The 14967-nt window shown below is 57.0% G+C and carries 11 protein-coding genes; 8 read left to right on the forward strand and 3 right to left on the reverse strand.

Going from position 1 to position 14967, the window contains the following annotated elements; genetic code table 11:
• Window positions 1–155 precede the first annotated feature (155 nt).
• The 4 genes from OHL22_RS09155 to OHL22_RS09170 are packed head-to-tail and all read left to right on the forward strand — an operon-like array spanning window position 156 to window position 5375.
• Window positions 156–2195, forward strand: a complete 2040-nt coding sequence (locus OHL22_RS09155; RefSeq protein ID WP_263335865.1) for a hypothetical protein — start codon at window positions 156–158, stop codon at window positions 2193–2195.
• Between the two features lie 22 nt (window positions 2196–2217).
• A complete protein-coding gene (locus OHL22_RS09160) occupies window positions 2218–3021 on the forward strand; it encodes a class I SAM-dependent methyltransferase (RefSeq protein WP_263335868.1) in 804 nt (267 codons plus the stop codon).
• A gap of 54 nt (window positions 3022–3075) precedes the next feature.
• On the forward strand, window positions 3076–4527 hold the full coding sequence (locus tag OHL22_RS09165) for an amidohydrolase family protein (RefSeq protein ID WP_263335871.1): 1452 nt from the start codon (window positions 3076–3078) through the stop codon (window positions 4525–4527).
• The gene (locus OHL22_RS09170) at window positions 4524–5375 is read left to right on the forward strand and encodes an alpha/beta hydrolase (protein ID WP_263335875.1); all 852 of its coding nucleotides are present in this window, start codon (window positions 4524–4526) and stop codon (window positions 5373–5375) included. The genes OHL22_RS09165 and OHL22_RS09170 overlap by 4 nt, the downstream gene beginning before the upstream one ends.
• A 147-nt stretch (window positions 5376–5522) precedes the next feature.
• Here the strand turns inward: OHL22_RS09170 and OHL22_RS09175 are convergent, their stop codons facing one another.
• The 3 genes from OHL22_RS09175 to OHL22_RS09185 form a co-directional block, all read right to left on the reverse strand.
• Window positions 5523–6191, reverse strand: a complete 669-nt coding sequence (locus tag OHL22_RS09175; protein ID WP_263335878.1) for a hypothetical protein — start codon at window positions 6189–6191, stop codon at window positions 5523–5525.
• Window positions 6167–6544 carry a PadR family transcriptional regulator gene (locus OHL22_RS09180; protein WP_263335880.1) on the reverse strand — a complete coding sequence of 126 codons (378 nt, stop codon included), beginning with the start codon at window positions 6542–6544 and terminating at the stop codon, window positions 6167–6169. The genes OHL22_RS09175 and OHL22_RS09180 overlap by 25 nt, the downstream gene beginning before the upstream one ends.
• 155 nt (window positions 6545–6699) lie before the next feature.
• Window positions 6700–7383, reverse strand: a complete 684-nt coding sequence (locus OHL22_RS09185) for a hypothetical protein (protein WP_263335888.1) — start codon at window positions 7381–7383, stop codon at window positions 6700–6702.
• Between the two features lie 579 nt (window positions 7384–7962).
• Between OHL22_RS09185 and OHL22_RS09190 the strand changes: the two genes are divergently transcribed.
• The 4 genes from OHL22_RS09190 to OHL22_RS09205 all read left to right on the forward strand — a co-directional run bounded on the left by OHL22_RS09190 (window position 7963) and on the right by OHL22_RS09205 (window position 14921).
• Window positions 7963–9372: a 3' terminal RNA ribose 2'-O-methyltransferase Hen1 gene (locus OHL22_RS09190; RefSeq protein WP_263335890.1), complete on the forward strand. Its 1410-nt coding sequence runs from the start codon at window positions 7963–7965 to the stop codon at window positions 9370–9372.
• On the forward strand, window positions 9369–11924 hold the full coding sequence (locus OHL22_RS09195) for a polynucleotide kinase-phosphatase (RefSeq protein WP_263335893.1): 2556 nt from the start codon (window positions 9369–9371) through the stop codon (window positions 11922–11924). Before OHL22_RS09190 ends, OHL22_RS09195 begins: the two co-directional genes overlap by 4 nt.
• Before the next feature lie 479 nt (window positions 11925–12403).
• A complete protein-coding gene (gene dnaK / locus OHL22_RS09200; RefSeq protein ID WP_263335896.1) occupies window positions 12404–14323 on the forward strand; it encodes a molecular chaperone DnaK in 1920 nt (639 codons plus the stop codon).
• A 304-nt stretch (window positions 14324–14627) separates the two neighbouring features.
• On the forward strand, window positions 14628–14921 hold the full coding sequence (locus OHL22_RS09205; protein WP_263335900.1) for a helix-turn-helix domain-containing protein: 294 nt from the start codon (window positions 14628–14630) through the stop codon (window positions 14919–14921).
• The last annotated feature ends 46 nt before the right edge of the window (window positions 14922–14967 follow it).

Here is a 14967-nt window from a genome sequence, read left to right on the forward strand (position 1 = left end):
TGCGTTCCCGAATTTCGTTCCCGAGCTGACTTATGCGTGTTTGTGGTTTATCTTCCTCCGCTGTTTCCTCCGCGTTTTCTTTAACGGCAATTCTGATGTGCGCGAGCGCTGCCCTGGCGCAGGCACCGTCGTGTCCGGTAGTACCGGAGCACGCTATGTCGCCGGCAGAGACGGCTTATGAAGAGGCGCATTATTCGCGGGCCGAAGACCTGTTTACGCAGGAGCTGGCAACCAAGCCTGGAGATCCAGCGCTGACGTCGAAGCTGGTGGCGGCGGAGGTACGGCTGGGGGAGACGGCGCTGGCGATAAGCCATGTAGATAAGCTGTTGGCGGCGCAACCGGATTCGGCTGCGGGACTGACTTCACGGGCGGAAATTGCGGTTCGGCGGGGTGAGCCATGGAAGGCGATGGAGACGCTGGATGAGGCCGTGAAGGCCGATCCTTGCTGGGCGAGAGAGCACTTGATTCGAAGCCGCATTTTGAGAATGCAGTCGATGTATGCCGAGGAGCGGGTGGAGCTGGACAAGGCTTACTCTATCGATCCAAATGATTCGGACATCAAGCATGCATGGCTAGGTGTGGTGCAACCCGCGCAGGAGATCAAGGGAGTCGCGGATGGACTGGCGACGATGAAAGATCTGGATGCCGACACGCGCAAGAAGGCAGAAGACCGGATGCACGACATGATGTCGCTATTGTCGGAGAATTCGGGGACATGCAAGGTGTTGCCGGCGCAGGCATCGGCGGTACTGCCGCTGCAGCGGATTGAGTCCGACCCAATGCACATTCAAGGATACCGGCTGGAGGTAAAGTTTCCGCAGACGACTACGGGTCTGCAGATTGATACAGCATCGTCGGGGATGTATATCAGTAAGGCGCTGGCGGATAAGAACGGGCTGCAGCCACAAGCGGGCGACCCGCAGGGTACGGTGCATGTGGACCATGTGCAGATTGGCCCGCTGGAATTTCACGATTGCATAGTTGGTGTGACAGAGGCGGGATTTCCAGATGGATCAGAGGGATTTATCGGGACGGATATGTTTGCACAGTACCTGATTACGCTGAATCAGCCAGCGGAGAAGATGGTGCTGGATCCGCTACCAAGCGAGACGGAACTGCTGCCAGGAGACCGGTCGAAAATTGCTGAGGCACCGGAGTTCGCGGGGTATACGCCGGTATACCACAAACAGCAGTATCTGCTGGTGCCGGTGATGCTGAACCAGAAGATGCAGCGGTTGTTTGTGCTGGACACGGGAATCAGGTTCAGCACGATGACGGCTGAGGTCGCGCATGGGATCTCGACAACCAAAATTGGATTTACAAACCCAGCCAAAACGCCATCAGGGTCAACGCTGCAGATATATCGGGATCGCTTCGCATTTCGTTATGCGAATCTCGAGGTCAGCGACGGAGGAGTGCTGGAGTATGATCCCGCTGCAATTGATCAGAACACCGGGATGGACGTGGCCGGAATGTTGGGTTTTGACATGCTCCACTCGATGGTGCTGCATCTGGATTATCGCGACGGGCTGGTGAAGCTCGAGGCGCCGAATGCGGATGTATTTGGGAGCAAGAACAAGGGCACGATGACGGCGTCAGCAGGGAGCGGAGCGGATGCGTGCAGGCCACTAAGCAGCAGCGCAGTCGGAGTCAACTCAACGATGGCGGTTTCGGTACCGCTGCTGATGGATGCCGGACATATGAAGCCGGGAAAAGAATTCTATGTGAAGGTCGTAAATGGATGGAAAGATCCGGAGTGCACGCTGGGTGACGGTGACTTCATCTATGGCAAGGTGATGGAGGCGGGAAAGTCAAGCAGTGGAAAGGTCCAACTTTCACTTAAATTTGAAAGCGCCGATTGCAAGGGGCACGCGAAGCGACCGCTGGGATTGCGGTTGATCGGAGCGGTCGGGCAGGCGGACTTTGAGGGCATGATGGATGCAATGCCATCTGAAGTGAAAGGAGGCGGACGAAGTGTCGGGCAAACAGTGGCGAGTATGAACTATCTGGATCTAAACCTAAACCCCGGCGGAATGCCGCATACCGTTCATCCGGGAATTGTATTGAGAATTCCGAAGTTACAGATTGGAGTCGGCGAAGGTCCCAGCTGCAGCGATAGGCTGACGACGACGGATTCGATTTTACGGCTCGCTCCTGGTACGGTGTTTCTGCTGGCGCGGGAATACACGCCGTAACGCTGGATGCTACGGTGAGAGAATGCGGATCGCAGCTGAGCAGCGCCTGCAACGTGCGCAGACTTTCGACGAGATTGCGGAGCTCTATGATCAGGGACGGCGCGAGCCGCCAGGCTGGCTGTACGACACGCTCTTTTCTTCCTCGGGCCTCGATCCTGCAGTTGCGCGGATTTTAGAAATCGGCTGCGGCACTGGCAAATCGACTCTGCCGCTGGCACGGCGCGGATGCTCTGTTGTGGCGCTTGAAATGGGCGCAAACCTTGCGCAAGTGGCTCAACGGAATCTGGCGGAGTTTCCGAGAGTGCGCGTTGTGCAGACGCGGTTTGAAGACTGGATCACCGACTATCCTTTCGATCTGGCATTGGCGATCACGGCATGGCACTGGATTGATCCTGCAGTGCGTTATCAGAAGGCCGCGGCTTGCCTGAAGGCGGGCGGAGTGCTTGCTTTTACGGTGACGGAGCATGCTTTTCCGCCAGGTTTCGATCCATTTTTCGAGCAGATTCAGGAGGCATATCGGGCGATCGGCGCGGACAATCTTTCGTGGCCGCCGCCGCTGCCTGAATCGATTGCAGACCAGCGCGCGGAGATTGAGCGGAGCGGCCTGTTTGGGGATGTGCATGTGATCCGGCGGGTGTGGAGTGAGGAGTTTACCGCGGAGGAGCATGTGGCGCTGATGCAGACGGCTTCGGATCACCGGTTGATGGAGCGGGAGAAGCGGGAGTGGCTGTTTGGCGAGATGCGTCGCCTGATTGAGGCGCGGCCTGGAGGGCGGATTCGCAAGCACAATTTGACGATGCTGCACCTTGCCCGGCGATTGCCTTGAGTAGCGGCTGCTCTCTGGTTTGGATTGGCGCGGTGGCTGGTGTATGGTGCTGGCATGCCTGCTCATCGTCTTGCCGCCGCTCTGGTTTTGTTCTCGCCGATTGCCCTGATTGCACAACAGAATAAAGATCCGCTGGCGCCGTATATTGCGGTTTCAGAGCCTGTTGTCGCGTTGACGCATGTGGAAGTGATCGATGGGACTGGGGCTGCTCCGGTAGAGGATCAGACGGTGGTGGTGGATCACGAAAAGATTGCGTATGTGGGGGCGGCGGATGGGGCGCAGATTCCCGCGGGTGCGAAGGTGCTGGATCTGCATGGGCGGACGGTGATTCCGGGGCTGGTGGGGATGCATGAGCATCTGTTCTATACCGAGCCTGAGAACGATGATTTGCAGGAGTTTGTTGTAGGTGAGTCGGCGCAGACGGCTCCGCGGCTGTATCTGGCGGGTGGGGTGACGACTGGGCGCACGACCGGCAGCATGGAGCCGTATACCGATCTGCAGGTGAAGAAAAGTATTGATGCGGGGCAGGAGCCGGGTCCGGATCTGGATATTACTGGACCGTATCTGGATGGGCCTGGGACGTTTTCGCCGCAGATGGTGCGGCTGAAGGATGCGGCGGATGCGCGGCAGACGGTGAACTACTGGGCTGACCAGGGTGTTACTTCATTTAAAGCGTACATGTATGTGAAGCCGGAGGCGCTGAAGGCGGCGATTGAGGCGGCGCATGCGCGCGGGATCAAGGTGACAGGGCATCTGTGCTCGGTGTCGTTTACCGAGGCTGCGGAGATGGGGATCGACAACCTGGAGCATGGGTGGGTGGAAGATTCGGACTTTACGCCGGGGCATACGCTTGGGGTTTGCGTGAGTGGCCGTGCCGGTCTCGAGAACTTTGCCAACAAGATCGATGTGAATGGACCGGAGGCGCAGAAGGTGATCCGCGATCTGGTGGAACATCATGTGGCGATTACGTCGACGCTGGCGATTTTTGAGAGTTTTGCGCCGAACAGACCACCGTTGCGCTTTCTGGAGCGCGAACATGAATCGATGATGCCAGAAGCTTGGGCGAGCGTGCTGGAGCGGCGTGCGGCGGTGGCCGCGACTGCCGGGAAATCGCTGTGGGAGCCTGCGCTGAAGAAGGAGATGGCCTTTGAGCGGGCGTTTGTAGCGGCGGGCGGAGTGTTGATGGCTGGTTGCGATCCGACGGGATATGGGGCGGTGCTGCCCGGGTTTGGCGATCAGCGTAATCTGGAATTATTGGTCGAGGCTGGATTCAGCCCTACCGAAGCGATTGAGATTGCGACGCTGAATGGGGCTAAGTACCTGGGTCGCGACAAGGAGATTGGTTCGATTGCGGCGGGGAAGCAGGCGGATCTTGTAGTGATAAACGGTGATCTTGGCAAGGACGTGAGCGCGATCGAGAAGACGGAGATTGTGTTCAAGAAGGGCGTGGGTTATGACCCGCAGAAGCTGATCGATTCGACGCGGGGAATGGTAGGAATTCGTTGATTGAGGGAAGCACAGAGAAGCGGCGAGAGTGGGAGAGGATCGATCGCTTCACGTTTGCCGCAGCGATTACGGCTGCAAGCCGCGCGACGACTCTGCATGACCGGTTGATTGCGCATGCTTGGCGTCTGGCGCGGCTGGAGATGAAGGATATTCGGGTCTCGCGGCAGCGCATTACGACAGACGCGAGCGTGCTGGATGCGGCCTATGTGGAGCCAGCGCTGAGACCAGTCGACACGGTGCTGCTGATCTGCCATGGCATTGGTGAGATTGTGGATGGGTGGCTGCCGGTGCAGCGGCTGCTGGCGGCGCATGGGTGCGCTTCGCTGGTGTTTGATTACTCGGGGTATGGACGCAGCCGGGGGCATGTGGGGGCGGCGCAGTTTGAGGATGATGCCGTAGCGGCGTTTGCTCATCTGCAGGAACTGGCGGAGGGGAAGCCGGTGGCGGTGCTGGGGTTTTCGCTCGGCACCGGAGTTGCGGCAGCTGCGATGGGCCGGATGGCGGCGAACCGGTTGGTGCTTTGTGCGGGATTTCCGTCTTTTCGGGAGGCGGCTTGCAGTTTTCTGGTGCCGAAGCGGTGGGGGCATTTGGTGCCTCCGATATGGAAGGCGGAGGAGTCGCTGCGGGATTGCCGTGTGCCGGTGCTGGTGGTGCATGGGGAGAAGGACCGGATGTTCCCCGTGGAGTTGGGCGAGGAACTGCATGCGTTGTGCGGGGATTGCGCGGAGTTTCTGGTGATTCCAGGGCAGGGGCACAATGAGCCGTTTCGGAGGCCGACGATGGAATATTGGGGGCCGATTTTGGAGTGGCTTAGAGACAGGGATCAGGGATCAGGGATCAGGGAATAGCCTGCGGTTCGCGCTACGCGCGAAGGTGGTTCTCGTTGCTGTGGGATGGCAATTGTGGTTCCCATCCTTTTCGCCAAGTGCGCGAAAAGGATGGAGGACCCTGCAGCATTGGTTTCCATGCGGCGCATGGTGGCAGTCCAGCCACGTTCAAGAATGGCTTATCAGCGTTGTCAGCAGGTGCAGGATAATCACCAGAAGGATCAGGCACGGCAGCAGAATGACTTTGAGGCTGAAGGAAGGCGGCAATAATTCCAGCTTTTGCCAGAACGCGGGAATGCTGGCTATCTGGGGCCGTTCGGCGAGTGGGGGAAACGCCAGCCGGATTGTGGACACGATCAGGACGCTAAATGCGCCTCCCCAGGCCAGAATCGGCAAAGGGAGTGCCCATCCGCGATTCAATTCCAGGACATAGGTGAGAGCAAATCCTATTGTTGGACCTAAAAGCGGTTTGAGCGGCGAATGCTTTCTGGGGTCGCTGTAAGCATCGGCGAGGATGATTGCTGCCAGAAAGATTGCGGATGGAATTGCAAGCCGCGCGAAGCCATATTCGCGAATCAGCATCGGACGATTCAACCACCACGCGGCCATTGCGTATGCCGTAAATATGGAAACCGCTTCCATCAGGGCGATGACCGCGTCCGTTGTACGCCGAATCCGGCTATAGATGACGGAGGGAACCGTAGATGCAGCTTCTACGAGATATTGAGCCGGGCCGTGATATCGTTCCCGCATATCGCCAAGAACCTCTTCCCGGCAGGCGGGCGGCACAAGCCAATACACGAAGAGCTCGGCTATTTTGGGCGGCTGGGATTCCATTTCGGGCGCCTCCGCACGCCACCAGCAATGCCGCCCCAAATCTCCTCGACCGCCTCCCAGACTCGCCTGGCTGTAGCAGCAGATTCTTCAAGCGCTTGCTCGCCCAACGCCTCCAAACGGTAGTAGCGTTTCGAGCGGCCCCCCCTCTCGGGAGTTGGGTCGGAAAGCCGCGACGAAATCAGACCTTTGTCTTCAAGGCGGTCAAGTGTGACGTAAACGGCGCCCGGCGAGATCTTTTTGGGCTCGGCAAGCTCAGCGGCTTTTTCGTGGATGGTGACGCCATAGGCCTCATCACGAAGACTCAGGATCGCGGTGAGGATGATCTGCTCGAACTGGCCAACCGATTCCGGCATATTTACCTAACAGCGTAGGGGAAATCGATGTTGGCGTCAAGAACAGATTCTCTATCGGTTGGGATGCGGTTTTCCTGACTTCCGGCTGATGGCTGAGCGGAATGAATGGGGCATCTCTTGTTGAGGGGATGGGGAGTAACTGGCGGTTCGCACAACTATGCTCGCGCGGGGCGGCGCACGAGGTAGATAGAGACGGCGATCAACCAGATGAAACCAAGAAAGCGAGCGATGGGCAGGCAGGGAGCGAAGATGATGCTCAGCAGTACCGGTGTGGCTAGCGCCGAGACGAAGCTTAGAAACAGGCCCGCGCGCTGGAGGCTACGTGGCAAAAGGTTGTGAGCGCCGATCGAGATTCCTGCGAGAAAGAGGGCGAAGAATCCGGCCCATGCCGGTCCGCCGAGCAGAAAAGGAATGAACTGAAATGAGTGGAGGGCGGGGCCGAGATCGGTAGCACCCGGCGACACGATCGACCATGAGAAGAGCGCTGAGAGCGCGAGCATGATCGCGGCGCCAAGGCCTCCGGCGAGTGTGAGCCATGAGGAACTTCGCCGATCCGACTGTGCGAAGACATCGCTGAGAAGAGGGCTGAGAGCGGCGAGACATAATGCGGACGCGAGTTGCAGGAAGTCGCTTACCCGAATTGCCGCGGATGCAGTTTGAAAAAACGTGTGCATCTCTGCGTTGTTGTCGAAGGGGTTGGGAATTCTCGACCCCGGAGCGAGGATAGGAATGGCAATCAGGCTGGCGAAGAAGAAGAGGAAGTGGAGTGAGGCCAAGATGATCAGGGTCTTCGCGGGCCGCTTTGCTGGGCTGAGTGATTGTGTTGTGTCGAGGGTCATGACGTCTCCTGTGACGCGGGATCTGATGCTTAATGCTGTGCAGCAATGATTTTTAGATATGTGCGGCCTCCTGATGACGGGCGCCATCCTTGCCGAGGTGTTCGAAGATGGCGTCGAGCGGCTCGGCGTGCGGGGATAGCTGTCCATTATCGGGTGATCTCAGTCGAACAGCGGCTGAGGACGAGTGCGATAAAGATTGATCAAGCGGTGTAAAGATTTGTTAAGTAGCGACGTAAAGATATGAGAACGGAGCTGAATTTCTGGTTCGAACGTTGTACTCGGCGCCGCGATTGTTGGCTCTTCAGTGCGAAGCGCCCGGTCTTTGCTCAAGCTGATTATCGCGGCAGCCCACGGTCGAGTACGGGGCCGATTTTGGAGTGGCTGGCGACGGACCAAGGGAATGGACTGCGGTTCGCGCTGCGCGCGAATTTGGTTCTTGGTTTCACGCGCGAAACTTAGACGCCCGGGGACGCATGTACGGCCTTCACGCGGAATCAATCATCATTTCCGATAAGCCGACTTCCCGAGATCTGCTGAGCGACCAGATGTGCCAGTCAATTCACGTAAACTTGCAAATGAATGCTCCTGACGATTTCCACGACACATCAACCCGCTTCAGACTTGGGTTACCTGCTCCACAAGAATCCCGCGCGAGTTCAGACGGAAGACGTGTCTTTTGGTACGGCGACGGTTTTCTATCCCGAAGCGTCTTCTGAGAAGTGTACGGCGGCATTGCTGCTGGAAATCGATCCTGTCGGCCTGGTGCGCGGTCGTGGGCCTTCCGGGGACGGAGGGCAATTAGAGCAATACGTGAACGACCGGCCTTATGCCGCCAATTCGTTCCTTAGCGTGGCAATTGGTCGCGTCTTCAATACAGCGATGACGGGACGAAGCAAGGAGCGGCAAGAGCTTGCCGACTCCGTAATTCCTCTGTCTGTAAGCCTCCCTGTGCTTGCAGCACGAGGCGGGCATGATCTGGTGCGCAGATTGTTCGAGCCGCTGGGATACGAAGTGACATTGACCGGCGGAAAGCTGGACGCAGAGTTTCCCGAATGGGGAGAGTCTCCCTACGTCTCGCTAACTATCGCAGGTGAAAAACGCCTGCAAGATCTTTTGACCCACCTATATGTGCTGATTCCGGTTCTTGACAACGAAAAGCACTATTGGGTCGCTGGCGATGAAATCGACAAGCTCCTGCGAAAAGGAGAAGGATGGCTAGGAGCCCACCCGGAAAAAGACTTGATCGTCTCGCGCTATCTCAAGCGCCAGCGCTCCTTGGCGCGCGAAGCGCTCGATCGCCTTATGGCGTCGGACACTCCGGTCGAACAGCTTTCGGAAACGGAGAACGCTACAGCTAATGACATGACACCAAAGCGTTCACTCCATTCGGAGCGATTGGAAGTCGTAGCGGCTACGGTGAAAGCTACCGGCGCAAAACGAGTGCTTGACCTGGGCTGCGGTGAGGGCAAACTTCTCCGTCTTCTTTTGGCTGAGCCTCAAATCGAGTTCATCCTTGGTATGGATGTCTCGTACCGCTCACTCGAAAGAGCCAAAGAGCTTCTTCGTCTTGACGGTATGCCGGAACGTCAGCGCCAACGCATCGATTTGATTCAGGGTTCACTCACGTACAGAGATAAGCGACTAAGTGGCTTTGACGTTGCTGCCATTGTCGAAGTCATCGAGCATCTTGATGCTGCAAGGTTGGCGACCTTCGAGCGGATCGTGTTTGAATTTGCGCGTCCACAGCATGTGGTGCTCACAACCCCAAACGCCGAGTACAACGCCGTATTTGAAAAGCTCCACGCTGGCGAATTCCGGCACGACGATCATCGCTTTGAATGGTCACGGAAGCAGTTTGAGGATTGGGCAAACCCTTTGGCGGAGCGGTTTGGATATCAAGTACGCTTCGAACTTGTCGGCCCTGTCGAGGAGCAATACGGAGCACCGACTCAGATGGCAGTATTCGCGAGAAAGGAGGTAACGCAGTGAACATCAGCATCCCAGAACTATCACTCGTCCTCCTGGTCGGGCCGTCAGGATCGGGCAAATCCACATTCGCGCGAAAGCACTTTCTTCCAACAGAGGTCATCTCGTCGGATTTCTGCAGAGCCCTTATCTCTGACGATGAAAACGATCAGTCAGCGACAAGCGATGCGTTTGATGTACTGCACACGTTGGTGAGGAAGCGGCTGGCTCGCGGCAAGCTCGTTGTCGTGGATGCGACGAACGTTCAGCCGGAAGCTCGAAAATCTCTAATTGCATTGGCGAAGGAGTTTCATGTCTTTGCGGAAGCAATTGTTTTTGATCTCCCGGAACGGCTCTGCCAGGATTGGAACAAGATTCGCCCGGATCGACAGTTCGGGCCTCACGTCATCCACAATCAGCTCCAACAACTGCGCAAGTCTATGCGGGGATTGGAGCGTGAAGGTATTCGGCACATTTTCAAGCTGTCCTCGCCGGAAGAAGTCGATTCTGTCACGATGGATCGCCATCTTCTTTGGAACAACAAGAAGAGCGAGAATGGACCTTTCGACATCATCGGCGATGTACATGGCTGCTTTGACGAACTCGTAGAACTGATGTCGAAGTTGGGATACGAGGTCACTGCGACGAATGAAACATACGCGGTTACATCTCCTGCTGGACGCAAGCTCGTCTTCGTAGGCGACCTCGTTGACCGTGGGCCTGGCACGGTGCAGGTTCTCCGGCTCGTGTCTGCAATGGTTGAATGGGACCAAGCATTCTGTGTGCCCGGAAACCATGACATCAAGCTCGTTCGCGCACTACGCGGTAGGGATGTGAAGCGTACTCACGGCCTGGCTGAAACGATGGAACAGCTTGAGGGGGAAACTCAGGAGTTTCGGAACCACGTTTCGAAGTTCCTCGATGGCCTGGTGAGTCACTACGTCTTTGACAATGGAAATCTTGTGGTTGCTCATGCTGGCCTGAAGGAGTCCATGCAGGGACGCGGCTCCGGAGCTGTCCGTGAGTTTGCGCTCTTCGGCGAGACGACAGGTGAGACGGATGAGTTTGGCCTTCCTGTGCGTTACAACTGGGCCGCGGACTATCGCGGTAAGGCTCTCGTCATGTACGGCCACACGCCTGTGCCGGAGCCGCTCTCACTCAACAACACGATCAACATCGATACCGGATGCGTATTTGGTGGCAAGCTCACTGCCTTTCGCTATCCCGAGCGCGAGATTGTCTCGGTCGCTGCGCATAAGACGTATTACGAACCCGCACGCCCTTTCTTGCCAGAGATAACACAACAGGAACGTGACACGCAGCAGATTCATGATGACGTGCTCGATATCGAAGATGTTGTCGGCAAGCGGCTAATCGACACGCGGCTGCTTCCGAAGATTACGATCCGCGAAGAGAATGCGATTGCAGCTCTCGAAGTCATGAGCCGTTTCGCCTGCGATCCGAAGTGGCTTATCTACCTACCACCCACCATGTCTCCGTCTGAGACAAGCCAGCGTACTGACCTTTTGGAGCATCCCGACGAAGCATTCGCTTTCTATCGCAAGGAAGGTATTTCCACGGTGGTCTGCGAACAGAAGCACATGGGCTCCCGCGCGGTAGTTGTGGTTTGCAAGGATGAGAGCGTGTCGTTGAAGCGCTTCGGTGTCGTGGAGCCTTCACTCGGTGTGGTCTACACGCGCACCGGACGTAGGTTCTTCGAGGACGCTGCGCTTGAGAAGGCATTCCTTGAACGAGTGCGTGATGCTGCATCAGGTGCAGATTTGTGGAACCGCCTGGGTACGGACTGGCTTTGCCTAGATTGTGAACTCATGCCTTGGTCTGCGAAAGCTCAGGAACTCCTCCAGAAGCAATACGCTCCAGTAGGCAATGCTGGTGTGAAGACGCTCCACGCTGAGGTGGAATCTCTGCAAACAGCCAATGGCCGGATACCAGGCCTGGAAACACTGATGCAAAGAACGCGAGACCGGCTTGGAGCGGTTAAGAGTTACGTCCGCGAATATAGGCAGTATTGCTGGCCTGTAAAGGGATTAGCTGATCTCAAGCTGGCCCCGTTTCATTTGCTGGCAAGCGAAGGCGCTGTCCATACAGATAAGCCGCACACATGGCACATGGAAACTTTGGCTGATCTCTGCAAGCAGGACTCTGAGGTTCTGCTTACGACTCCATATCGGGTTGTCGATCTGGCCGATACTGCAAGCTGTGACGATGCTGTCGCGTGGTGGACTGAAATGACTTCCCATGGTCGTGAAGGAATGGTGGTGAAGCCCTTGGACTTCATCAGTAGGGGCCGTCGAGGTGTCACGCAGCCCGCGATGAAGTGCCGTGGCCCGGAATACCTGGGAATCATATACGGCCCCGAATACCTCTTGCCCGGCAATCTTGAACGTCTGCGTTCGCGAGCCGTCGGAGCTAAACGCTCTCTCGCTTTCCGTGAGTTCTCACTAGGTATAGAAGCGCTGGAGCGCTTCGTCCGACGTGAGCCACTCAGGAAGACTCACGAATGTGTGTTTGGAGTTTTGGCTCTCGAAAGTGAGCCCATCGATCCACGTCTATAGACGGAAAGCCTAACGTTTCCAGTAAGCCCGATTTTGTTGGAGCCAGTTGGCGGATTACTCCCTATAAACGCCGTTCAGTTCACCAATGAGTCCACGTTCCCGCCAAAGTCACATTTTTGGAAACTTCGCGCTGGCCCCAAAACTTACGCTTAGTGAGGCAGATTGGGGGAATAAGGGTGCGTCACTTGAAAGAGCACGGCTTCAGCCGTGCCGTTAAATCCAATCAAATCCATGGGGCTTCAGTCCCAGAGAAACGCCTCTAATCCGGTTGATAACCAGCTCCTCCACTGCTCACGGGTGCCCCCGGTCTAGCCCTTGAGACCGGGGAATCACCCCCTCACCCCAAAATCCCTCCCAAAACGGTTCGCCAGACCCTCCTATGATCGAAATAAACTAAAGCATCCTTGACAACAACTCACTCATCTATAACACTGGAACCGTATAAAAAGTTCGAAATCTACAGGCAGGTAACCCCCAACATGGCAAAAATCATCGGTATCGACCTCGGCACCACCAATTCTTGCGTCGCCGTCCTCGAAGGTGGCGAGCCTAAAGTCATTCCAAATGAAGAGGGTGCGCGTACTACCCCCTCCATCGTCGCTTTTACCAAAAACGGCGAGCGGCTGGTCGGCCAGGTCGCCAAGCGTCAGGCCATCACCAACCCCGAAAACACCATTTACTCCATCAAACGCTTCATGGGCCGCCGCTTCAATGAAGTCAACGACGAAATGAAGATGGTCCCCTATAAGGTCAAGCAGGCCGGCGACCACATCGTCGTCGAAGCTCAGGGCAAGGACTACACCCCGCCCGAGATCTCGGCCATGATCCTTCAGAAGCTCAAGAAGGCCGCAGAAGCCTACCTCGGCGAGACCGTTACCGAAGCCGTCATCACCGTTCCGGCCTACTTCAATGACGCACAGCGCCAGGCCACCAAGGACGCTGGCAAAATTGCCGGCCTTGAGGTCAAGCGCATCGTCAACGAGCCCACGGCTGCCGCGCTCGCCTACGGCCTCGACAAGAAGAAGGACGAAACCATCGCCGTATACGACTTCGGCGGCGGCACCTTCGATATCTCCATCCTCGAAGTCGGCGAAGGCGTCATCGAAGTTAAGTCCACCAACGGCGACACGCACCTCGGCGGCGACAACCTCGATCAGCGCATCGTCGATTGGCTGATCTCCGAGTTCAAAGCCGAGGAAGGCCTCGACTTGAGCTCCAAGGGCAATGAAATGGCTCTGCAGCGCCTCAAGGACGCAGCGGAAAAAGCCAAGATCGAGCTCTCGACCACCATCGAGACCGAGATCAATCTGCCCTTCATCACGGCAAATGCCAGCGGGCCGAAGCACCTGGTCCGCAAGCTGACCCGCGCCAAGCTTGAGCAGCTCGTCGAAGACCTGCTGGAGCGCTCCCTTGAGCCCACGAAAAAGGCTCTCTCAGACGCCGGTGTCGCAGCGAAGGACATTGACGAGGTCATCCTCGTCGGTGGCCAGACACGTATGCCGCGAATTCAAGAGCTGGTAAAGCAGCTTTTCGGCAAAGAGCCTCACCGCGGCGTAAATCCCGACGAAGTTGTCGCGATTGGCGCAGCAGTACAGGCTGGCGTGCTAGCAGGTGACGTAAAAGATCTGCTACTGCTCGACGTAACTCCGTTGACGCTGTCAATAGAAACCCTGGGCGGCGTGGCCACAGCCATGATCCCGCGCAACACCACAATCCCGACCAAAAAGTCGGAAACGTTCTCCACCGCGGCCGACAACCAGACCGAAGTAGAAGTACACGTGCTGCAAGGCGAGCGCCCGATGGCTGGGCAGAACCGGACGCTGGGCAAGTTCAAGCTGGCCGGCATTCCGCCTGCTCCACGTGGCGTGCCGCAGATCGAGGTCACTTTCGACATCGACGCCAACGGCATTCTGAACGTGAACGCCAAGGACACGGCAACCGGCAAGGATCAGCGCATCACCATTACCTCCAGCTCAGGTCTGAGCAAAGAGGAAGTGGAGCGAATGGCCAAGGAAGCCGATGCGCACGCGGCTGAGGATAAGGAGCAGCGCGAGCAGATCGAAGCCCGCAACGGACTGGACTCGCTGACCTACAACATCGACAAGATGCTGAAGGAGTCCGGCGACAAAGTGCAGGGACCGGAGCGCGCTGAAGTGGAGTCCGCACTGGCCGATGCACGCAAGACTCTGGAGAGCGGAGCGAGTGCTGCGGAGCTGAAGACTGCACAGGAGAAACTGACTGCTGCGAGCCACAAGATGGCCGAGGTGCTGTATAAGGCCAACGCTGCTGGTCCGGCTCCGTCCAATGTGACGGGCCAGGGTACGGAGCCGCAGGCGGAAGCGAAGAAGGACGAAGGCGTGATCGACGCCGAGTATGTGGACGTCGATGAGAAGAAGTAAGCGGAACCGGCGCAGTTAGTGGCGCTGGCTAAGTTAGAGAGGGCGGATTGCGAAAGCAGTCCGCCTTTTTGTTTTGCTCCACGTGGAGCAATTTTTCTTCCGCCATCCTGCATGATCGCGGATTGCTCCTCGTGGAACATTCTGCTTCTGGGCGATGAGGGCTGAGAGGCTGTGTCAAGGGACGCTTCCTGCAAGTTACTAACTCGGTTAGTGATGTTTTTGCGTGGAATTATGGGTGTTTGTGCATAGGTTTACGTGTTGCGTTGAATTTATAGCTGTTGTGTTATGTTCACACACGATGACGATGACAAAGCAGGAACGGGATGAGCGGGATGCGGCCTTTGAACAACTGATAGAAGAGATGCGGCAGGAGCACTTGCAGCGGCGCAAAGCTCCTGACAGCGCGCTGTATCGAGAGCTGCGCGAAAGGCGAAAGAGGCTGGGATGGACGCAGGCTGAGCTGGCTCGGCGGGTTGGGACGACGCAAACTGGGATTGCGCGGCTGGAGCGCGGGCAAATTATGCCTCGATTACGAACACTGCATAAGCTGGCTGAGGTGATGGGAGTGAAGCTAGTCGTCCGGTTAGAAGTGGATTGAAGTCGCGCCGCACTGTGGGTAGAATGCTTTGCAAACCGCTGAACAT

The organism is Acidicapsa dinghuensis (assembly GCF_025685685.1).
GTDB classification, from domain to species: domain Bacteria; phylum Acidobacteriota; class Terriglobia; order Terriglobales; family Acidobacteriaceae; genus Acidicapsa; species Acidicapsa dinghuensis.